Below are 20,209 nucleotides of genomic sequence, written 5' to 3' on the forward strand. Positions count from 1 at the left end.
TAGCTTCGTCAGAGGCTTTTGACGTAGGGCCACTATGCCTGCAAGCCACTTCCTTGCTCAGTTACCGTAGAGTTCCAGCTGAATCCGTCATTTATCCTGAGAAACGGTACTAAATAATGGCCATCAAACCGACATCCTGATCTCCGATGGCCCCCACTACCACCGTATCCAGATCAAGACCCTGGAGGCCAGCGGCGAGGATGACGAGGTCAGCAACAAGTGGCAGGGCAGCCACGTCGACTGGGTGATCTACTTCGCCCGCAACTCCAATTGGGGCTGTGTCGCGCCAGCGTTCAGCGAGAGTCGACGGCCACTGAACCACCCGGAGCATCAGCGTTTCGATGCCGTCAGCCGAACCGATTTCCTGCGCGCTTTCCATCTGCTCGAATAGTGCTGTCCTGAACGAAAAAGGCAGCCTTGCGGCTGCCTCTGTGGTGGTTAGGGTGCCACCGGGGCGGTGGCGGCCAGTTCCGGCCCCTCACTCTCCAGAGCGCGCCACCAGGCGGTGGTGAGGTTGTCCTGACCGATCTGAATGGTCTGCCCCATCACAGGCGTCAGCACCTGCTGATTATCCGACTCCGCCGCCGCCAAAGCCCGCTCCATCGGTTCGTACCAGGCGTGCAGTGCCAGGTCGAAGGTGCCGTTGTGGATCGGGATCATCGCCTTGCCGCGCAGATCCCGGTGGGCCTGAACGCTCTCCTCCGGGCTCATGTGGATGCCGGACCACATCTCGTCGTAGGCCCCGGTCTCCATCAGGGTCAGATCGAAGGGTCCGTAGCGCTCACCAATCTCGGCAAAGCCATCGAAGTAGCCGGTATCGCCGCTGAAGAACACCCGGCTGTGGCTGCCGATAAAGGCAAACGAGGCCCACAAGGTGCTGTCCCGATCCCACAGGCTGCGGCCGGAGAAGTGCTGCGCCGGCGTGGCGACCAGCTCGGTGCTGCCCAGGGTGACGCTGTCCCACCAATCCATCTCCGTTACCTGCTGGGCATCGATACCCCAGCGGACCAGTCGCTGGCCAACCCCCAGCGGGGTGTAGAAGTGGGTACCGGTTTGGGCCAATTGTCGTACCGTGGCCTTGTCCAGGTGATCGTAGTGATCGTGGGAGATTACCACCGCCTTGATCGGCGGCAGCTCCTCCAGGGCCATGGCCGGGGCATGGAAACGCTTGGGCCCGGCCCACTGCACCGGTGAGGCGCGATCGACAAACACCGGATCGGTCAGGAAGTAGTCGCCATCCAGGCGCAGCAGGATGGTGGAGTGACCCAGGCGCAGGGCCAGATCACCGGAGGTTGCCGCCAGCTCCGCCTGAGTCGGATGCTGTATCGGCAGCGCATCGGCAGGGGTGGGATCGGTGCGGCGTTCGAACAGCCAGCGCTTGAGGATCTTGCCCAGGTTGCCGTCGCCGGAATCCACCTGGCCGGCCCGGTTAACAAACTTGCTGTCCTGATACTGGGGAGATTGCCAGTCCATGGCCGTACGGTTCGTGCAAGAGGCAGTCATCAGCAGTGCTCCACTCAACAAAGAAATCGCCATCAGGCCGGTTGCTCGTTTCATATCCCATGCTCCTGGTGTGCCCCCTTGTCAGCGGGGGTGGGACTGGGCGATCAACGCGCCAGACAAAGTAAACTACTCGGTGTAGTTTAGTTCTATTTTGGAAAAAGTAAACTGTTGAGTGTAAAATGCCTCGGTGTAGGCGATGACCAAGCCCTGGAGAGACGATGCAAACCACTGATGCCAAGCCCCTTACCCGCAGCGAAAAAAAACGCGCTGATATCCTCAGCGCGGCCAGTGCCGAGTTCCAGGCGCGGGGATTTACCGGGGCCAGCATGGATGGGATCAGCGCCGCGGCCGGGGTCTCCAAGCGCACCCTATACAACCACTTTGCCAATAAAGAGGCGCTGTTCGAGGCGATCACCGATCAGCTGTTCCAGGTCTGTGGCGGCACCCAGTACCAGGCCGATGTGGCACTGGAGCAGCAACTCTGGCGCATGGCAGAAGCCAAGCTTGAGCTACTGGCGGAACCGGGCCACATCGCCCTGGCCCGTTCGCTGATCGGCGAAACCATGCGTTCACCGGAACTGGCGCAACGTGCCATGGCCCGGTTTGAGCGTAACGAGGATGGGGTGACCGGCTGGTTCAAGGCGGCCATTGAGGACGGCAAACTGGCGGGGGCTGAGCCCTACTGGATGGCCCATCAGTTCTTTGGTCTGGTGAAGACCTTTGCCTTTTTCCCACAACTGATGGCGCACCAGCCAATGCCGGACGAGGCGACACAAAAAAGGATCATCGACAGCTCGGTGTCGATGATCCTGGCCTCGTATCGGGTTAGCTAGGGATCAGATCAACCCTTTGTCCTTGACTCGGCTGCGATTGAACTCCAGCACCACCTGCTCCACGGCCAGCTCGGGGGCGGCTTCGCAGCGTTCCAGGATGTACTGGTGGCGGGCTTTCTCACAGGTTCTGACCATCTCGCCGCCACGCTCCTTACCAAAGCGCCACATCAGGTAGTACATGGCGTTGTCATCGGCGTAGTCCATCAGTTTCTGCAGCTTAGCCTCGTCGTCCCGGTAGTAATTGATGGTGCGACAGAAGGTTTGCTCACCGGCGTAGTTGTCGAAGTAGTCGGCGGCGCGCAGGGGTTGGGATTGCTGGAACATCAAGGCGATGGCGAACAGGGCAATGACAACAATCCCCATCATCACACTGGCGGTGAACAGTTGGCGGTAGAGTGTGCGAATGCGCATGGTGGCCTCCTTGAACGTGCTGTCCAATCGGCCCCGTCGGCACGAGGCCTTAACCTTAGACTAGGCCTCTGATCCGCAAGGGGGGTTGATCGGGATCAACGGTCGCGCAGTTATGCATCTTATCCGCCTGTTAGTGCACTTTACTCCAGTCCCAGCGCCAGTTGTGGCTGCTCCGGAGCCAGGGTCACACTGACGCCGACCAGCCGGACTCCCCTGCCCTCTCCGCGCTGGTAGCCGGTGTGCAGCAGGCCCCGGAGCGCTTGAGGATCCAGGCTTTGGCCCTGGCCGGAGACCGTGGTTTGCTGAAAATCACTGAACTTCAGCTTGACGTTGATCCCCTTGAACGGACGCTCCCCCAATCGTCGGGACAGCTCCGGCAGCAGCGACAACAGCTTGTCCAGGCAGGCAGCTTCACTGCCCAGATCCTGGGCCACCGTGGTCTCCACCCCCACCGACTTACGCTCCCTGTGGGTCTGCACCTGGCGAGGATCGATGCCCTGGGCCCGCTGGTACAGCACCGGGCCAAACTTGCCCAACCACTGCGCCAGCTCGGCCGGGTCCTGTTTCAGGACATCGGCACCGGTGTGCAGGCCGCGTTGGGCCAGACGCTCGGCGGTGCGTGGACCGACTCCGGGGATCTTGCGCAGCGGCAGCGCCGCGGCAAACTCGGCGCACTGCTTAGGCAACACCACGCACTGGCCATTGGGCTTGTTCTCATCGGAGGCGATCTTGGCCAGGAACTTGTTGGGGGCGATGCCGGCACTGGCGGTGAGGCCAGTTTCGGCCTCGATCTCGGCGCGGATCTGCTGGGCCATCAGGGTGGCACTGCCGCGACAATGGCGGCTGTCGGTCACGTCCAGGTAGGCCTCATCCAGCGAGAGCGGCTCGATCAGATCGGTGTAGCGCTGGAAGATCTGACGGATCTGCTGGCTGACCGCCTTGTACACCGACATCCGCCCCGGCACCAGGATCAGATCCGGGCAACGGCGCAGCGCTTCGCTGCTGGGCATGGCGCTGCGCACGCCAAACTCCCGGGCGGCATAGTTGCAGGTGGAGATCACCCCGCGGCCGCTGGCTGGCCCCCCGACGGCAATGGGCTTGTCGCGCAGCTCGGGGTTGTCCCGCATCTCCACCGCGGCAAAGAAGCAGTCCATGTCGATGTGAATGATTTTGCGCTGCTCGACGCCCATGGCGTCCCCCGAAAGACCACTGTATAAATAACCAGTCCATCATAACACAGCGCCCGAGCTGGACAAGCTCGGGCGCTGTGGCGAAAGGGGTCTTGGGGCTAAACCTTGAACTTGGCCAGGTGGCGCTCCAGCTCCGAGGCGGCGGTGGTCATCTCACTGACCGCCCCCTCCAGGGCCTGGGCCTGCTGGCCATTGCCCTGGGACAGGTCGCGGATCTGCACCATCTTCTCGTCGATATCTCCAGCCACCGAGGCCTGCTGGCTCACTGCAGCGCTGATCTCCTGGACCTGCAGCTGGATCCCCTCTACCGCGCTGTTGGTTTGGCCCAGGGCCTGGGACAGCTGGTGGGAGATCGCCTCGCTGGCCCGGGCCTCGTCGCAGCTTTGCTGCATCGCCCGCTGGGCCGCCTCACTGGTCTGCTGCAGCTGCTCAATGATGCGCTGGATGTTGGCGGTGGAGTCCTGGGTCCGCGACGCCAGGGTGCGGACCTCGTCCGCCACCACGGCAAAGCCCCGACCCTGCTCACCGGCCCGGGCCGCTTCAATGGCGGCATTGAGGGCCAGCAGGTTGGTCTGCTCGGCAATGGTGCGGATCACCTCCAGCACCTCGCCGATCTGATCGGCGTTCTCCCGCAGGGCACTGACCACGGTGGCGGCGCTTTGCACCTGCTGGTTCAACCGACCCATGCCCTGCTCCGCCTCCATCACCGCTTCGGTGGCCTGGGCCACCTGGCTGCGGGCGGCAAGGGCGTGCTCTGACACCTGCTCAGTGGAGCGGGCCATCTCATGGCTGGTCTGGGCCATCTCGGTGGTGGCGGTGCTGACCTGGTCCAGCTGACTCTGCTGCTGTTCGATGGCGTACAGGGTGTCCTGGCACAGCGTCCGGGCGTTGTCGGTGGCACCGGTCATCAGGTCCGTGGCCTCGCGGGACTGGCTCACCAGCTGGTGCAGGCGCTCGGCAAAGCGGTTGAAGGCGCCCCCCAGCCGGCCCAGCTCATCCTGACGGTCGAGGCGGATACGGCGACGTAGATCCGCCTCGCCATCGCCCACCTCCTCCATCGCCCGCAGCAGCCGGTTGAGCTGGCGTCGCAGCGGCTGCAGCAAGGCCCACAGCAGCAGCGACAACAGCAGGGTGAAGCCCAGGCCGTTGAGGGCGGTACGCCAACGCACCGAGTTGACCTGCTGTTGCAGGTAGGCCTTCGGCATCAGCAGGCCCAGTCGCCATTGCACCTGGGGGTAATCGCTGTTGAGGCTCTGCCACTGCACCGACATCGGCTCCCCGCGGTACAGCACCTCGGCGTTGCCGCTGGCACTGGCGATCATCTCACGCTGCAGCGCCTCGAAGCCCTGATTGTCGTTGCCACTGATCTGAGCCAGCAGGTCGCCGGGCTGGAAGGCGCTGTCAAAGCCGGGGAAGAACACCGTCTTGCCGTCGTCGGTCAGCAGGAAGGCCTGGCCCTGGTCCTGGTAGTTCACCTGGCTGAGCAGCTCCCCTAACGTGCTGATCAGGATGTCCATGCCACCGATACCGATAAAGCGGCCCTGGGCGTCGTACACCGTGGTCTTGACCGTGGCGGAGATGCTGCCGTCGTTGGCGTCCACCGCCGGATCGGTGACGAACAGCCGGTCCATCTGACGGGCCTCGCCCCACCAGGGGCGCTTGGCGGTGTAGTAGTTGGGATCGCCCTCGTAGCGGCCATTGAGGTCGAAGTACTCATGGGTGTGCTCACTGCCGAAGAACACCGACTTGATGCTGCTGTCCTGGTCCGAGAAGAAGCGGAAGTAGCGCACCACGTCCGGGTAGTTGCGGTCACGGCTAAGATCGCTACCGCGGCTACGGTATTGGCTGAAGAAATCCACCACCTGGGGATTGGCAAAGACGCTGTGGACCACCTGGCCCTTGGCCTCGAAGAAGCCCTGGACCTGGGCACTGCGATGGGCCAGCAGGCTATCGATGCCCTGACGCAGTTGGCTCTCGGCGGAGCGGGCGTTGGTATGGACCAGGTAGAAGCTGGCGATCAGCAGAATGAGAAACACGGTGCCGGCGATGGCGGCGACCAGTTGGCGGATCAGAGAGTGACGCAGGAAATCCATTCCTTCCCCCAATGTGCGGCTTGTCGTTATAGGAATTTGGGTGCCGCATCAGGTTAACAAGTTGTTTACCTCAATGACAAAGATAAGCTGATAACTCACTGTCCAGAATGCAAAACAAAAGCGGCCCTATGGGGCCGCTTGTCGTCGGTTGCTATCAGGCCGGCAGGGCCTGAGCCGATCACAGGATGCGATTGGCGCTGAGTCGGGCATTGCGCTCCGCCTCGGCGTTCTCTTTGGCCATCTTGGCCTTGCGCTTGTCGCAGGGCTCCGGGCAGTCACACTCCTTGTCGATGCCGATGGCACCCAGGCCACCGCAGGAGCCACTGATCGCCTTACGCTTGACCAGGTAGCCAATGGACATCAATGCCACCAGAAGCAGCATCAGGGCAAAGGTTGCCAGGAACGTCATCATCTCTGGGAGACCTCCATGTAGGGTTCAAACGCTGTGGAATAGAATACCTCATATTCCCCATCCGGTCGCTTCTCGATCAGCATCACCGGCAGCTCTTCCCGCTCGGCCAACGCCAGCGAGGATTCGGTCCCCATGATGATGAACGCCGTTGCCAGGGCATCGGCGGTCATCGCCGTGGGGGCCAGCACCGTGGCCGACGCCAGGCGGGTGTTGACCGGCTCACCGCTGCGGGGATCGATCAGGTGGCTGAAGCGACGCCCCTCCTCCTCGAAGAAGTTGCGATAGTCACCGGAGGTGGCGATCGCCATTTCACCCGGGGCAAGGATCTGGGCCACACCACGGCCGTAGGCGTCTGGCTTCTCGATGGCGATGCGCCAGGGCTGCTGATCGGGCTTGGCACCCTTAAGCCGCAGCTCACCGCCGATCTCCACCAGGTAGTCGTGGATCCCCTGCTCATCGAGCAGGTCGGCCACCACATCCACCCCGTAGCCCTTGGCGATGGCACCCAGGTTGAGATTGAGGGTAGGCAGATGCTTGCGCAGTCGCATCCCCTCGATCTCCAGGTGTTTGATGCCGGTGTGGGCCTTGGCTTCCTGGATAGACTCAATGCTGGGGGCATGCTGAACTCGCCCCTGCGGGCCGAAGCCCCAGAGATCCACCACCGGTGAGATTGTGACGTCCAGCGCGCCATCGGTCAGTTCAGCCAGACGCACCGACTCACGCATCACTGCGATAAAGTCCGCATCAACCAGCATCGCCTCATCGCTGCGCAGGTCATTGAACTGACTGATCAGCGAATCGGGACGCCAATTGGACATGGAGTCGTTGACCTGCTCCAGTCGCTGGTCAATGGCCGCCTGCAGCTGCTCCGGGCTATGCCCTTCGCTGCCTGCTACCCAGGAGATGTGATAGCTGGTGCCCATGGTCTGGCCGCTGATGCTCTGCACCTTGGGGGCCGGGCTGCAGCCAGAAAGAATAAGGGCCAGCCCCACTGGGGCCAGCCACTTGATTAGGGTTCGATACAACATGAACGCTCGTAACTCGATGATTGAGATGGATTAGCCGCCGAAATCATCCAACAGAATGTTTTCGTCTTCAACACCCAGGTCCTTGAGCATGTTGATTACCGCGGAGTTCATCATCGGCGGACCACACATGTAGTACTCACAATCTTCTGGTGCCTCATGGTCCTTCAGATAGTTCTCGTACAACACGTTGTGGATAAAGCCGGTGTAGCCATCCCAGTTGTCTTCCGGTTGCGGATCCGACAGCGCCACGTGCCAGACAAAGTTGTCGTTGTCAGCAGCCAGGCCGTCGAAGTCGTCCTCGTAGAACATCTCACGCTTGGAACGGGCACCGTACCAGAAGCTGATCTTGCGCTTGGAGTTGAGGCGCTTGAGCTGGTCAAAGATGTGGCTGCGCATGGGAGCCATGCCGGCACCACCACCGATGAACACCATCTCCGCCTCGGTCTCCTTGGCAAAGAACTCACCGAAGGGCCCTGAGATGGTGACCTTGTCACCCTCTTTCAGGCTCCAGATGTAGGAGGACATCTTACCGGCCGGCAGCGACAGGTTGTTCGGCGGCGGCGAGGCGATACGCACGTTGAGCATGATGATGCCGTGCTCTTCCGGGTAGTTGGCCATGGAGTAGGCACGAATGGTCTCTTCATCCACCTTGGACTCGATGTCGAAGAAGCCAAAGCGCTCCCAGTCCGGCTTGTACTCATCCGGGATATCGAAGTCCTTGTACTTCACATGGTGCGGCGGCGCCTCGATCTGGATGTAGCCACCGGCCCGGAACGGCACGGACTCGCCATCGGGGATCCCAAGCTTCAGCTCCTTGATGAAGGTGGCCTTGTTATCGTTGGAGATAACGGTGCATTCCCACTTCTTGATGCCGAACACCTCTTCCGGCAGTTCGATGTCCATGTCGCCCTTAACGGCAACCTGACAGGCCAGGCGACAGCCCTCTTTGGCCTCCCGCTTGGTGATGTGGGACTGCTCGGTGGGCAGGATGTCACCGCCACCGGATTTGACGTTAACGCGACACTGACCGCAGGAGCCACCGCCACCACAGGCGGAGGAGATGAAGATCCCCTCACCGGCCAGGGCACCCAGCAGCTTGTCGCCGGGGGCAGTGGTGATCGCCTTGTCGGGATCGCCGTTGATGTTGATTTGAATGTTACCGCTGGCCACCAGCTTGGACTTGGCGAACAAAATCACCAGGACCAAGACAGTGACGATGGCGGTAAACATGGCTACGCCGAGTACAATTTCCATCGACTTATCCTTTTACTTCTTCCATTACCGCCGCTTACAGCGACACCCCAGAGAAGGACATAAAGCCCAGGGCCATCAGGCCCACGGTGATGAAGGTGATGCCCAGACCGCGCAGGCCGTCCGGCACATCGGCGTACTTCATCTTCTCGCGCAGACCCGCCAGCAGCACGATGGCCACTGCCCAGCCGGTACCGGCCCCCAGGCCGTAGACCACAGACTCCACGAAGCTGTAGTCCTTCTGCACCATGAAGGATACGGCACCGAAGATGGCGCAGTTCACGGTGATCAACGGCAGGAAGATCCCCAACGCGTTGTAAAGCGGCGGGAAGTACTTATCCAGCACCATCTCCAGGATCTGCACCAGTGCGGCGATCACCCCGATGAAGGTGATGAACTGCAAGAAGCTCAGATCCGCGGTGGGCAGGCCAGCCCATGCCAGCGCGCCCGGCGCCAGGATGTTGGCGTAGATCAGCTGGTTGACCGGCACCGCCAGGGTCAGCACCACGATCACCGCGATACCCAGGCCAAAGGCGGTGGAGACCTTCTTGGACACCGCCAGGAAGGTACACATCCCCAGGAAGAAGGAGAGTGCCATGTTTTCAATAAAGACCGCCCGAACGAACAGGCTCAGATAATGTTCCATCTCTCCTCCTTACTCCTTGGGTTCCACCTGATCCGGCTTCCAGGTACGCAGTGCCCAGATGATGAAGCCGATCAGGAAGAAGGCACTGGGCGCCAACAGCATCATGCCATTGGGCTGGTACCAGCCACCCTCGGAAACCTTGGGCAGGATGTCGAAGCCGAACAGGGTGCCGGAGCCAAACAGCTCGCGGAAGAAACCCACGGTCAGCAGGATAAAGGCGTAGCCCAGGCCGTTACCGATGCCATCAATAAAGCTCGGCAGCGGCGGGCTCTTCATGGCGTAGGCCTCGGCCCGGCCCATCACGATGCAGTTGGTGATGATCAGACCGACAAACACCGTCAGCTGCTTGGCGATGTCGTAGGCAAAGGCCTTGAGGATCTGGTCCACCAGGATCACCAGCGAGGCGATCACCGTCATCTGCACAATGATCCGTACACTGTTGGGGATGTGGTTGCGCATCAACGAGATGAACAGGTTGGAGAACGCCGTTACAAAGGTGAGCGCCAGCGACATCACCACCGCGGTCTGCATGGTGGTGGTTACCGCCAGGGCGGAACACACACCCAGCACCTGCAGGGCAATGGGGTTGTTGGCAAAGATAGGTCCGGTCAGGACCTGCTTGAGCGATTGATCAGCCATTGTTCAGCTCTCCTTCGCGAACCTTGTCGATGAAGGCGGCAAAGCCTTCGTCACCCAGCCAGTATTCCAGGCTGTTATTTACGCCATTGGAGGTCAGGGTGGCACCGGAGAGGCCATCCACACCGTGGATGTCGGCCGGATCCGCGCCGCCTTTGACCACACGGATGGCCAGCTCACCGTTGTCATCAAACAGCTGCTTGCCCACCCACTGTGCCTTCCAGCGCGGGTTCTCCACCTCGGCACCCAGGCCGGGGGTTTCACCCTGGTCGTAGTAGACCAGCGCCTTGACGGTGTTCATGTCCGGCTCCAGGGCCAGGAAGGCGTACATGGTGGACCACAGGCCATAGCCGTGGACCGGCAGGATCACGCTGTCCAGACCGCCCGCCTCGTCGCGCACCAGGTAGACCACGCCGGAGTTGGCGCGACGACCGATGGAGGCGATGTCGTTGCTGGGCTTAATGGAGTTCTTGCTGTCCCGCGCCGCCAGGGCGGCGTCGAAGCTGCGGGCGTCCAGGGCGCTGTTGAATTCGCCGCTGTCAAAGTCGATAACCCGGGCATCGATGTACTTATCGAAGGTCTCGGGCACCTTGCCCGCGGCCTTGTCCAGCAGGCCAGCGGCCTCCAGGACGTAGCGCTGGGTATCGCGCTCCTTGTTGAGTTTCTGCTGGGGCTTGAGGGCCACGGCTGCGCCGGAGACCACCAGGGAGCACACCAGACAGAGGCCGACCACTACGCCGAGGGTCTTGCCAAAGGTGTCGTTAGACTTAGCCATTGCGTGCCATCCTCCGCTTGATGTTGGCCTGGGCAGTGAGGTGATCGAAGATCGGTGCCCACAGGTTGGCGAACAGGATCGCCAGCATCATCCCTTCCGGGAAGGCCGGGTTGACCACTCGGATCAGCACCACCATCACCCCAATCAGCGCGCCGTAGGCCCACTTGCCTTGGTTGGTGAAGGAGGCGGAAACCGGGTCGGTGGCCATAAAGAACATACCGATGGCGAAGCCGCCCATCACCAGGTGCCAGGTCCAGGGAACGTTGAACATGGCGTTGGTGTCGGAACCAATCAGGTTGAACAGCGAGGCGGTGGCGACCATGCCCAGCATCACACCGGCGACGATGCGCCAGGAGGCGATGCGGGTGTACATGATGATAAGGCCACCGATGGCCAGGGCCAGCACGCTAGTCTCCCCCACCGAGCCCTCAACAAAGCCGAGGAACGCCGCTTGCCAGGCCGGATCGGAGAAGGCCGCGAACCAGCTGTAGTTGGCAAAGTCGATGGTGCCGGCAGCCGCTTGGCTGAGCATGGTGGCGCCGGAGTAGCCATCCGCCGCAACCCAGACCAGGTCACCGGAGATCTCCGCCGGGTAGGCGAAGAACAGGAAGGCACGGCCGGCCAGGGCGGGGTTAAGGAAGTTACGCCCGGTGCCGCCAAACAGCTCCTTGGCCACCACCACACCGAAGCTGATGCCGATGGCCACCTGCCACAACGGGATGGTGGCGGGCAGGATCAGGGCAAACAGGATAGAGGTGACAAAGAAGCCTTCGTTAACCTCGTGCTTACGCACCGAGGCAAACAGCACCTCCCAGAAACCACCAACGGCGAAGGTCACCGCGTAGATGGGCAGGAAGAAGCAGGCACCGTAGAACATCAGGCCAAGCACGCCGGTGTCGGCGGTAAGGCTGCCACCCAGCGACTGGAACAGACCCACCTGCCAGACGTCCGGCACGGCGAAGCCTTGGGCCAGGGCGGCCTGGGCCTGCCAACCGACGTTGTACATGCCAAAGAACATGGCGGGGAACAGGCACAACCAAACGGTGATCATCATCCGCTTGAGGTCGACGTTGTCACGCACATGGGTGGTACCGCGGGTGGTCTTACCCGGGGTATAGAGGATGGTGGCGGCGGCTTCGTACAGCGCGTACCACTTCTCGTACTTACCGCCCTTCTCAAAGTCGGGCTCAATACGCTCGATAAATTGCTTCAGACTCATTAGCCTTCCCTCTCGATGATCTCAAGGCAGGCGCGCAGTTCGGCACCGTAGTCGTACTTGCCGGGACACACGAAGGTACAGAGCGCCAGATCTTCTTCGTCCAGCTCCAGGGCACCCAGGCTTTGGGCACCGTCGGTGTCACGGGCGATCAGGTCGCGCAGCAGCAGGGTAGGAAGAATGTCCAGGGGCATTACCCGTTCGTACTGTCCAATCGGCACCATGGCGCGGTCGGAGCCGCCGGTGCTGGTGGTCATCTTGAACAGCTTGCCGGGGCTGAAGTGGGAGAGGAAGGTGCGGGTAAAGGAGAACTTGTTGGCACCAGGCATGACCCAGCCGAACAGTTCCTTCTCGTCGCCCTCGCCCAGCACGCTCACCTGTTGGTGGTAGCGGCCCAGGTAACGGTGCACATCATCCGCGGTACGGCCATGCAGCACGGACCCAGAGATGATACGGACGTGGCTCTCGCTCAGCTCACCTTCGGTCAGCTGGGCCAGGTCGGCCCCCACCAGGGTGCGTACCAGACGGGGGCGCACCACCATGGGACCGGCCAGGGAAACCACCCGCTGGCTGTCCAGTCGGCCCTGGCTGAACAGGGTGCCGATGGCGACCACATCTTGATAGTTGATGTGCCACAGGGTGCGGTTAGCGCTGGCAGGCAGCAGGCTGTGGATGTGGGTGCCGGGCAGGCCGGCGGGGTGCGGGCCACCAAACTGGTGGACGCTGACCTTATCCAGGCCGCTGACCAGCGGCGCACCGGCGCCCTGGCAGAGGTAGACCTGGGCCAGTCGGCTCAGTACCACCAGACCTTGCTTGAAGGCCTCACCCTGCTCCGCCAGCACCACGGCGGGATCGGCGGCCAGGGGGTTGGTGTCGATGGCGGTGACGAAGATCCCCTCCGGGCGACTGCCCAGGGCCGGTACACGGCTGAAGGGGCGGGTCCGCAGGGCGGTCCACAGGCCACTGTTTACCAGGTTGTCTTCAACCTGCTGAGGCTCCAATTGCGCCAGTGAATTGGCGTCGTACTGGGAGAAGGTCAGTTCATCGTCACCATCCAGGTCGATGACCACCGACTGCAACACCCGCTTGGCGCCGCGGTTGATCTCGCTGACAGTGCCACTGGCTGGCGCGGTGAATTTCACCCCGGGATTTTTCTTGTCTTCAAAGATCACCTGACCTTTTTTGACCCGGTCGCCGACCCGCACCTGCATGGTGGGGCGCATGCCAATGTACTCTTCACCCAAGATCGCAACGCGAGACACAGCGGAGCCATCCTGGATGACTTGTTCTGGTCCACCGGCGAGGGGCAGATCCAATCCTTGCTTTATTGTAATCATACTCACTTGCACTGCTTTGCTGGGAAGTCCACCCGAGCCGCCATTTCACACTGAAAACAGCGACCCAATTGATATCTTTCTCATTTCCGCCACCTTTGCGCAGAAGCACAAGATTTCCGTATTTTTGCGACCTGCGTCACGGCGGCTCGAGCGCATCATACCCCAAAGAAACACGCCCATCCATGAAAATTGGCTTTACCTTTGGCCAAAGAGTAAGACTTATGTCCAACCGCTCAGCAAAGCGCCGTTTTCCTGCCTTGGCAGTACAAAACAGTGCCCTCACTGCTGCATTTTTGTGAACAAAACACAGCAAACCAAGTCAGGCCCAGTGCGTCCCAGCGCCGCACGCGACGAGAAAATGAACCAAGTTTGCATAAAGAGGCAGCAAAGGGTTCTGGGGCACAGCGAAGAGCCCATTTCACATCAAGGACTTAGCACCACAACTCGGGCATCATCCTGTTGTTAACAAACAATAAGTGAGCAAAGTCACAGATGAGTCAGGGGCGACGCAGGCGCCGGGCGATGTCGCGAAAGGGCCCCAGGTAGAGGCTGAGCAGGGTGGGATGGCCAGGATCGGAGCCGCCAACACCAAAACCGGTTGGCCGATTGCCCCGGGCCGGTAGCCAGGTGCCGCACAGGCGGTCCCAGATGGCCAGGGCGGTGCCGAGGTTACGATCAAAATGAGCCGGGTCGTCACTGTGATGGACCTGGTGCTGGGCCGGGCTTATCACCCAGCGCTCCCAGCCCGTGCCCCAGGAGAGCCAGAGGTGGCTGTGACGCAGATTGGAGCCGGCCAGGTTGAACAGAAACACCAGGGCGTTTGCACCGAGGATCTCCTGCATCTTGAGGGTGGGACCGAAAAGGTAATAACAGAGCCCCACCACCAGCCCCTGGGTCAGCCCCATCCGGGTGGCGTACAGCAGGCTCTCCAGCGGATGGCTGCGATAGACCGTCATCGGGGTCAGTACCGGGGCACTGTGATGGACCTTGTGGATATCCCACAGCACCGGCACCTTGTGCAGGGCCAGGTGGAGCAGGAAACGGGTCAGGTCATCAAACAGGAACAGCGCCAGGGTAAAGCTGGCCATCACCGCCCAGGCGGGCCAGGCCAGCGGCGTCATTGGGCCAAACCCGGCCTCCAACGCATCACTTAATCCCAAGGCCACCGGCACCATGGTGAGTACCACCCCACCGAAGGTGGCGGCGCGGATCAACTTGTTGATCACCCACATTGCCACATCCAGCCGGGCCGAAAGATGGCCATAGACCCGGCGGGGAAACAGGAAGCGCAGCCAGGCCCCCCAGCCGCGCTGGCCCTGCCACCAGAACAGGCCGGTGGCCAGCAGCAAGGCGGAGAGCAGGTAGCCCCAGAACAGCCGGGTATTGGCATTACCAAAGGCCGCCGCCAGCTCCGCCAGGTTGGTGTTGAGAAATTCCATGCCCTGCCCTCTTATCCCGGCCTAATAGCGGAAGCGATAGCCCAGCACCCACTGTTGTGAGCGGTTGGGTCGGGCGCCATAGGGCCGGCGACTGACGATCGCCTCCTCGTCCAGCAGGTTGGTAACCTTGCCATAGACCTCGCCATAGCCGCCCAGGTCATAGCGGGCCGCCAGATCCAGGGTCCAGTAGTCGTCGGTCTCCACCCCGCTGAGGGTGACCCCCTCACCGGAGGCCTCCCACATCTCGCTGACATAACGCGCCAGTAGATCGGTACTCCAGCTCTGACCGGCCAGCCCCGCCCCCAGGGTCAACTGGTGCTCCGGCAGGTAGGGCAAGGGATCGCCGGCCTGGACCTGGCCCCACATGGTGAAGTCGGAATCAAAGTCGGTCTGGAACTCGGAGTCGGTGTAGCTGTACACCAGGCTCAGGGGCAGATCGAGCTCACCGACCCGGAAGCGGTGCTCGGCGCTGAGCTCTAGCCCGTAGACCTCCACCTCGCCGCCGTTGTACTCCTGATCGATGTTGTCGGCGCAAGAGGCGGAGGCGGAGAAGGTGCAGCTCTCCTTGAGGTTGTCGAAGTCATTGAGGAACAGCACCGCCTCCAGACTGCTGCGATCGCCGCGGTAGCGGGTGCCCAGCTCATAGTTGACGCTGGTCTCGCTGTCGATGATCGGTGGCTGTTGTGGACTGGTAGGCACAAAGCCCTGGTGAACCCCGGCAAATACGCCCCATTGATCGCTCAGGCGGTAGAACAGGCTGGCACCGGGCAGCCAGATGCGGGTGGTCTTGCTGAGGTAATCACCAGCGGCACCGGGCTGACGGTTCTGGTAATGCATGTCGAGAAACTCGCCACGGACCCCGAGGGTCAGCTCCAGTTTGTCCCAGCTCAGGGTGTCCTGCAGATAGAGCGACCAGGCCTCGGTCTGCTCGGTGTTGAGGGTGGCGGTGATGGTCTCGCCCCCCTCTGCCACCAGGTTGCCCTGCTGCATCAGGAAGGGATCCTCGGTGTGGTTACGCTGGATCTCATCCTCGTGGTAGCGCACCCCGGCCTGGAGGTTGTGGTTGAGCCCCCACAGCGGGAAGGCCCAGCGCAGATCACTCTGGATCCCCTGGGCATAGTAATCGCGATCGTTGGTGCCGATGATCAGGGTGTCAAAGCCCAGCGGCGAGCTGCTGTCCTGGGCCCCGGTGAGCACATCGTAATAGAGGCTGTTGAGGCTCTCTTCGGGGTTTTGCAGGATCTCCGACAGGTCCCGGTCGGTCTGCGGGCTCACCGACTGAAAGCCGTTGAGCTTGGCCCAGGCGCGGCTGAAGTCGTTGCGGTAGACCCGGGTGGTGAGATCGAAATCCGGGCCGGCGAGGAAGTGGTTGAACTGCACCTGGCTGTGCTCCCACTCCATCCGGTCCAGGGCGCTGGCGCGATAGCGGCGCAGCGGATCCTGGCGAAAGTCGGCGTCGGTCAGCCCCAGGTAGGTCTCATCGGAGACCTCGTCGGCGTAGACCAGCTTCAGCTCCAGTACCTGGTTAAGGCGCTCGCCCTGGATGTCGTAGCGCAGCTTGGCCATCACCTCGTTCTTGTCGAAGCCGGTGTCGCCGCCGCCATCGAGGGATTTAAAGCCGTCACTCTCAACGTGAACGCCTTCCAGCAGTATCCCCAGATCGCCAAAGCGATCGCCCCAATAACCATGGGCCTTGAGGTAGCCGTCGCTGCCGCCGGCCAGATCCACCATGGCGGCCAGGTCATCCGGCACCGCCCGGGTGGTGAGGTTCATCGCCCCGGCCACGGTGTAGGGGCCGTACTTGATCGCCCCGGGGCCCTTAACCACCTCCACCGAGGTGATCTTGCTCATCATCGGGAAGTAATAGGCGGCGGAGGCGGAGTACGGTGCCGGGGCGATCAACACCCCATCCTCCATCAGGGTTACCTTCTTACTGCGCTCCGGGGTCACCCCGCGAAAACCGATGTTGGGGCGCAGGCCAAAGCCATCCTCGCTGCGGATATTGACCCCGGGTACCTTGGCCAGGATCCGCTCGATGTCGTCGTAGCTGAACTTCTCCAGCTCCACCTCGTCGATCAGGGTGGTGGAGCCCGCCTCGGTGCGCAGTTGGTCACGCTGACCGAGGATCTGTAGCCGTTCATCGTAGGCGCTGTCCGACTCGTCTGCCCAGCTGGGCAGAGTGCCGCCCAGGGCAGTACAGAGCGCCAGCGCCAGGGGGGTAAATCGTCCTTGCATCAATCGTTGTCTCCTGCCGCCGTGGGCGGCAACTCCAGCGCCAGGCTGCTGATAAAGTCCACCTTGAGTTGATCCGTCACCGTCTTTACTCCGGCCTGGGTCTGGGCGACCCGCTCCGGGTCTTCGGTCAATACCTGGGACAAGGGACCCGGGTAGGTGGTGCCATCGACGATCACCGCATCCAGATCGGCGACCATGCGCTGGGCCAGCTCGGGGTTACCGACGTCGTTGAGGTAGTCATCGAAGCCCGCGCCCTCCAGCCCCTCAAACAGGCTCTTGAAGGCCACCAGGTTGTTGACCACGTTGTCGATGGAGCTGGCACTGAAGCCGGACTCCAGGGTGCTGAGACACTCTTCGTCCAGACAGGCACCGGCAAAGCCCTGCAGCGGCACCCCCAGTTTGGCGTCCTTGGTGAGGCCATCGAGATAGAACAGGCCGTCGCTGATGGCATTCACCGCCTGGTGCACGTCACTGAACTCGCTGCCGGGCTCGCCGGCGGATTTGAGCTGCTCGGCGTAGCTGGCCCACTGCTGCTGCAGCAGCGCCAGGTTGGCCTCCAGATCCGCCGCTACCGCCTCGGCGAACTGGCAGCGGGCCAGCCAGCGCTCGGCCTCCGGCCGGGCGTTCCAGCCTGCCGGGGCCAGGTTATCGGGACAGCGGTGATCCGCATCCGGGGCAAACAGCAGATGCTCCAGGGCATCCAGGCCCTTGCGGGTGTCGGTGCGCACCGTGATGTCATAGGGGTTGCCATTGATGTTGCCGGCCTCGAAGAAGGCCACGTCCTGATCCACCGCGCAGCGGTTCACCACCGGGTAGGAGTAGATCCGGTTGCGCAGGGTGGCCTCACTGCCCAGCGGCCCAATCTGCATCAGCTCCGCCTGCTGCCATTGCGCCATCAGTGCCAGCCAGGTCTGCTGGGCGTCACCACCGGCGGCACTGGCATCGCCGCCAGAGCTGAGCGCCTGGCAGTACTGGGCCAGCGAGGGTGTCAGCTCAGCAGCCAGTTGTTGGGCAGAGGTGAAGGTGGGGGTGATGACGTTGTCCACCAGGTTGGCCACCAGCTCAGCCTGGTCAAACTCGCCAGGGGTTGGGGTGGGGGGTGGGTTGCTGCCGCCACCGCTACCGTAGTCAGGGCCCGCCTCGCTGGACCCGCTCTCGCCACAACCGGCGAGCAGCAGCAAGGAGAGCGCGATGGGGGTCAATTGCCATTTCATGATCATTACCTTTAGAAACCACGACAGCCCGGACCCTTGCGGGCCCAAGCTGGGAACAGGGGGATAATGCCCACCGGGGGATTACCAGTTTTCGACGTTGGCCGGGTCAAACCCGTAGGCGGTGGCCAGGATCTGTCGGGCTTGCATCAGCTGGGCCTGGTAGGCGGCAACATCCCCACTCAGTACCGGGGCATCCCCCATCAGGCTGTGCAGCTGGGCGAACTGCTCGGCGGACAGCGGCGACTGGCGGTTGAACTGCAGGTTGAGGGCGAAGCCCTTCATCTCGCTCCAGTGCTTGGCCAGGGTGGCGTAATCGAAGTCGGCGGTGCCCAGGGTCGCCAAGTCAGCGTGGCTGTCGTTGATGTAGTGGATCACCGTGGTGACAATGGCGCGCTCCCAGGCATCCAGGGCCAGGGTGACCTGCTCCTGCAGTGCCGTGGCCTGAGCCTCGGTCAGCGCCCCCTCGGCGTCGCTGATGATCTGGCGGCCCATCAGGAAGGCGTTCATCGCCTGGGCGGTGTAATCGGTGGGCATGGCGTTGGCGGCGCTGCCTCGATCCCGCTTGGCGGCGTTGGTGGAGTTACCAAAGTTGAACTCACTGAACAGGTCGATGGTGCCGTCGCCGTTGCTGTCGAAGTAGCCACTGGCGTAAGCCTCACGACCACCGGCCGCGGCCAGCTCGTCGTCGCTGTAATCCAGGTAGTCGCGGGCCGCGCCGAAGTAGCCAAAGCCCTCGTCGTAGACGTGCTCCAGCGCGGTGTAGCCCTTCATCTCGACGTTGTCGACGTTGTCCGCCAGCAGGCCCTTACCCTCGGTGTCATTATCCAGATAATCGTCTGCCCCCTGGGAGTACGCCACCGCACCGAGCAGGTGTTTCTGGATCAGCTGCTTAAGGTCGTGGCCCTGGTCGTTGAGGTAGATGGCGCTGATGGGGTTGCCGAAGGGATCCATCCGCACGGCCCCACCCAGGTGCTGCTCGGCGTTGTCCGCCAACAGACCGAACAGGATGTTCACCAGGCCTTCCGGGCTGGTGCTGCCGGCAGCGCCCCAACCAACGAAGGCGCCGTTGTTCCAGTCCTGGTACTGGCCGACGGCGTCGTTACCGGCGATCTTGCCGCTCAGGTCCTTGTGGGAGCTGGAGAGGTCACGCAGCACGGTCTGGGTGGTGCCCTCCATAAAGCTGACCGGGAAGCTGTCCGCCACCAGGTCGTAATCCTCGGGGGTGATCAGGTAGAAGCTGTTGAGCTTGGCCAGTACCTCCTCGCGGCTGGTGAGCACGCCGCTGTCCAGATCCGCCAGCAGCTGGTTGCCGATGTAGTGGTTGAGCTCGGCAATCAGCACATGACGGGTGGTCTGGCCGCTGTAGGAGACGCTGGTGTCAGCGCCGAAGCGGCTGGGGAAGGCGTAGTAGTCCAGCAGGTCATTGACCATGATGGTCAACGGCTTGCTGAAGGTCGCGCCGGCGCTGTCAGTGACGGTGACGGACACCTCGGTGCTGGCCATCGCCTCGTAGTTCATCGCCACGTCGGCGGCCAGGGACAACATATCGCCCTCGATGACAAAGCGGCTGTCCTCGGTGCTGAAGGTGAAGCTGTCGCCGCTGTCGCTGTCGCTGGCGGTCAACTGGCCAATCTCGGCGCCCATGGCGTTCTCATCAACGCTGTCGTTGGACAGCACGATATCGGTGGGAGCGGTGTTGCTGGGTGCCGGCGGCTGGGGGGTGGGCTCGCTGCTGTCACTGCCTCCGCCGCAGGCGGTCAGGGCAAGACTGGAGGTCAAAAGCGCAAGGGCAATCGGGGAACGCTGAGTCATCGGGTTACCTTTAGTCGAAGCGATGAAGGGGATTCGCATAACACTATGGCAACAAATCATACAGAATTACAAATGCGAATCAATACTATTCACATTTTTCTCTGCGCCCTCGCTAGCGCAACGCTTTTCAGTCACAAAAAAGCCCTGGCACCGTCGGGTGCCAGGGCTTTAAAAAGTC

General features: G+C 62.1%; 18 protein-coding genes. 1 reads left to right on the forward strand and 17 read right to left on the reverse strand.

Translation table 11 applies throughout. The features are described 5' to 3' along the window. Window positions 1–109: 109 nt before the first annotated feature. On the reverse strand, window positions 110–379 hold the full coding sequence (locus BUC04_RS24015) for a hypothetical protein (RefSeq protein ID WP_067660508.1): 270 nt from the start codon (window positions 377–379) through the stop codon (window positions 110–112). Window positions 380–438: 59 nt separating this feature from the next. Further along, the gene (locus tag BUC04_RS17930) at window positions 439–1,557 is read right to left on the reverse strand and encodes an MBL fold metallo-hydrolase (RefSeq protein WP_082766680.1); all 1,119 of its coding nucleotides are present in this window, start codon (window positions 1,555–1,557) and stop codon (window positions 439–441) included. Between the two features lie 164 nt (window positions 1,558–1,721). Between BUC04_RS17930 and BUC04_RS17935 the strand changes: the two genes are divergently transcribed. Continuing rightward, the gene (locus BUC04_RS17935) at window positions 1,722–2,336 is read left to right on the forward strand and encodes a TetR/AcrR family transcriptional regulator (RefSeq protein WP_067660506.1); all 615 of its coding nucleotides are present in this window, start codon (window positions 1,722–1,724) and stop codon (window positions 2,334–2,336) included. A 3-nt stretch (window positions 2,337–2,339) separates the two neighbouring features. On the opposite strand, the gene BUC04_RS17940 is transcribed toward BUC04_RS17935, so the two are convergent. The 15 genes from BUC04_RS17940 to BUC04_RS18010 form a co-directional block, all read right to left on the reverse strand. Further along, window positions 2,340–2,747: a hypothetical protein gene (locus BUC04_RS17940; protein ID WP_067660503.1), complete on the reverse strand. Its 408-nt coding sequence runs from the start codon at window positions 2,745–2,747 to the stop codon at window positions 2,340–2,342. 140 nt (window positions 2,748–2,887) lie between these two features. After that, entirely contained in the window at window positions 2,888–3,937 is a 1,050-nt protein-coding gene (gene dinB, locus BUC04_RS17945) for a DNA polymerase IV (protein ID WP_067660501.1), read from the reverse strand. 98 nt (window positions 3,938–4,035) lie between these two features. After that, on the reverse strand, window positions 4,036–6,030 hold the full coding sequence (locus tag BUC04_RS17950; protein ID WP_067660498.1) for a methyl-accepting chemotaxis protein: 1,995 nt from the start codon (window positions 6,028–6,030) through the stop codon (window positions 4,036–4,038). A gap of 178 nt (window positions 6,031–6,208) precedes the next feature. Beyond that, a complete protein-coding gene (gene nqrM, locus BUC04_RS17955; RefSeq protein ID WP_067660495.1) occupies window positions 6,209–6,442 on the reverse strand; it encodes a (Na+)-NQR maturation NqrM in 234 nt (77 codons plus the stop codon). Beyond that, window positions 6,439–7,470, reverse strand: a complete 1,032-nt coding sequence (locus BUC04_RS17960) for an FAD:protein FMN transferase (RefSeq protein WP_067660492.1) — start codon at window positions 7,468–7,470, stop codon at window positions 6,439–6,441. The genes nqrM and BUC04_RS17960 overlap by 4 nt, the downstream gene beginning before the upstream one ends. A 30-nt stretch (window positions 7,471–7,500) precedes the next feature. Beyond that, window positions 7,501–8,724, reverse strand: a complete 1,224-nt coding sequence (nqrF, locus tag BUC04_RS17965) for an NADH:ubiquinone reductase (Na(+)-transporting) subunit F (protein WP_067660489.1) — start codon at window positions 8,722–8,724, stop codon at window positions 7,501–7,503. A gap of 34 nt (window positions 8,725–8,758) precedes the next feature. Continuing rightward, window positions 8,759–9,367 (reverse strand): NADH:ubiquinone reductase (Na(+)-transporting) subunit E, encoded by a 609-nt coding sequence (nqrE, locus tag BUC04_RS17970; RefSeq protein WP_067660486.1) that lies wholly within the window; start codon window positions 9,365–9,367, stop codon window positions 8,759–8,761. Between the two features lie 9 nt (window positions 9,368–9,376). Continuing rightward, a complete protein-coding gene (locus tag BUC04_RS17975; RefSeq protein WP_067660483.1) occupies window positions 9,377–10,006 on the reverse strand; it encodes an NADH:ubiquinone reductase (Na(+)-transporting) subunit D in 630 nt (209 codons plus the stop codon). Further along, window positions 9,999–10,778 (reverse strand): Na(+)-translocating NADH-quinone reductase subunit C, encoded by a 780-nt coding sequence (locus BUC04_RS17980; protein WP_067660480.1) that lies wholly within the window; start codon window positions 10,776–10,778, stop codon window positions 9,999–10,001. The genes BUC04_RS17975 and BUC04_RS17980 overlap by 8 nt, the downstream gene beginning before the upstream one ends. Beyond that, entirely contained in the window at window positions 10,771–11,997 is a 1,227-nt protein-coding gene (locus BUC04_RS17985) for an NADH:ubiquinone reductase (Na(+)-transporting) subunit B (protein ID WP_067660477.1), read from the reverse strand. Before BUC04_RS17985 ends, BUC04_RS17980 begins: the two co-directional genes overlap by 8 nt. Then, window positions 11,997–13,331, reverse strand: coding sequence for a Na(+)-translocating NADH-quinone reductase subunit A (locus BUC04_RS17990; RefSeq protein ID WP_067660473.1), 1,335 nt, complete (start codon window positions 13,329–13,331; stop codon window positions 11,997–11,999). The genes BUC04_RS17985 and BUC04_RS17990 overlap by 1 nt, the downstream gene beginning before the upstream one ends. A gap of 497 nt (window positions 13,332–13,828) precedes the next feature. Further along, window positions 13,829–14,770 carry a sterol desaturase family protein gene (locus BUC04_RS17995; protein ID WP_067660472.1) on the reverse strand — a complete coding sequence of 314 codons (942 nt, stop codon included), beginning with the start codon at window positions 14,768–14,770 and terminating at the stop codon, window positions 13,829–13,831. Between the two features lie 21 nt (window positions 14,771–14,791). Continuing rightward, window positions 14,792–17,005, reverse strand: a complete 2,214-nt coding sequence (locus tag BUC04_RS18000) for a TonB-dependent receptor family protein (RefSeq protein WP_067660469.1) — start codon at window positions 17,003–17,005, stop codon at window positions 14,792–14,794. After that, window positions 17,005–18,219: an imelysin family protein gene (locus BUC04_RS18005; protein WP_067660467.1), complete on the reverse strand. Its 1,215-nt coding sequence runs from the start codon at window positions 18,217–18,219 to the stop codon at window positions 17,005–17,007. Before BUC04_RS18005 ends, BUC04_RS18000 begins: the two co-directional genes overlap by 1 nt. 81 nt (window positions 18,220–18,300) lie before the next feature. Next, window positions 18,301–20,031, reverse strand: a complete 1,731-nt coding sequence (locus tag BUC04_RS18010) for a DUF4856 domain-containing protein (protein ID WP_067660464.1) — start codon at window positions 20,029–20,031, stop codon at window positions 18,301–18,303. Window positions 20,032–20,209: the final 178 nt, after the last annotated feature.

The organism is Ferrimonas marina (assembly GCF_900129905.1).
GTDB lineage: Bacteria > Pseudomonadota > Gammaproteobacteria > Enterobacterales > Shewanellaceae > Ferrimonas > Ferrimonas marina.

Coding starts and splice junctions, on each gene's coding strand:
- BUC04_RS24015 (WP_067660508.1), bottom strand. CDS start 379: ATGGAAAGCGCGCAGGAAATCGGTTCGGCTGACGGCATCGAAACGCTG.
- BUC04_RS17930 (WP_082766680.1), bottom strand. CDS start 1,557: ATGAAACGAGCAACCGGCCTGATGGCGATTTCTTTGTTGAGTGGAGCA.
- BUC04_RS17935 (WP_067660506.1), top strand. CDS start 1,722: ATGCAAACCACTGATGCCAAGCCCCTTACCCGCAGCGAAAAAAAACGC.
- BUC04_RS17940 (WP_067660503.1), bottom strand. CDS start 2,747: ATGCGCATTCGCACACTCTACCGCCAACTGTTCACCGCCAGTGTGATG.
- dinB (WP_067660501.1), bottom strand. CDS start 3,937: ATGGGCGTCGAGCAGCGCAAAATCATTCACATCGACATGGACTGCTTC.
- BUC04_RS17950 (WP_067660498.1), bottom strand. CDS start 6,030: ATGGATTTCCTGCGTCACTCTCTGATCCGCCAACTGGTCGCCGCCATC.
- nqrM (WP_067660495.1), bottom strand. CDS start 6,442: ATGATGACGTTCCTGGCAACCTTTGCCCTGATGCTGCTTCTGGTGGCA.
- BUC04_RS17960 (WP_067660492.1), bottom strand. CDS start 7,470: ATGTTGTATCGAACCCTAATCAAGTGGCTGGCCCCAGTGGGGCTGGCC.
- nqrF (WP_067660489.1), bottom strand. CDS start 8,724: ATGGAAATTGTACTCGGCGTAGCCATGTTTACCGCCATCGTCACTGTC.
- nqrE (WP_067660486.1), bottom strand. CDS start 9,367: ATGGAACATTATCTGAGCCTGTTCGTTCGGGCGGTCTTTATTGAAAAC.
- BUC04_RS17975 (WP_067660483.1), bottom strand. CDS start 10,006: ATGGCTGATCAATCGCTCAAGCAGGTCCTGACCGGACCTATCTTTGCC.
- BUC04_RS17980 (WP_067660480.1), bottom strand. CDS start 10,778: ATGGCTAAGTCTAACGACACCTTTGGCAAGACCCTCGGCGTAGTGGTC.
- BUC04_RS17985 (WP_067660477.1), bottom strand. CDS start 11,997: ATGAGTCTGAAGCAATTTATCGAGCGTATTGAGCCCGACTTTGAGAAG.
- BUC04_RS17990 (WP_067660473.1), bottom strand. CDS start 13,331: ATGATTACAATAAAGCAAGGATTGGATCTGCCCCTCGCCGGTGGACCA.
- BUC04_RS17995 (WP_067660472.1), bottom strand. CDS start 14,770: ATGGAATTTCTCAACACCAACCTGGCGGAGCTGGCGGCGGCCTTTGGT.
- BUC04_RS18000 (WP_067660469.1), bottom strand. CDS start 17,005: ATGCAAGGACGATTTACCCCCCTGGCGCTGGCGCTCTGTACTGCCCTG.
- BUC04_RS18005 (WP_067660467.1), bottom strand. CDS start 18,219: ATGAAATGGCAATTGACCCCCATCGCGCTCTCCTTGCTGCTGCTCGCC.
- BUC04_RS18010 (WP_067660464.1), bottom strand. CDS start 20,031: ATGACTCAGCGTTCCCCGATTGCCCTTGCGCTTTTGACCTCCAGTCTT.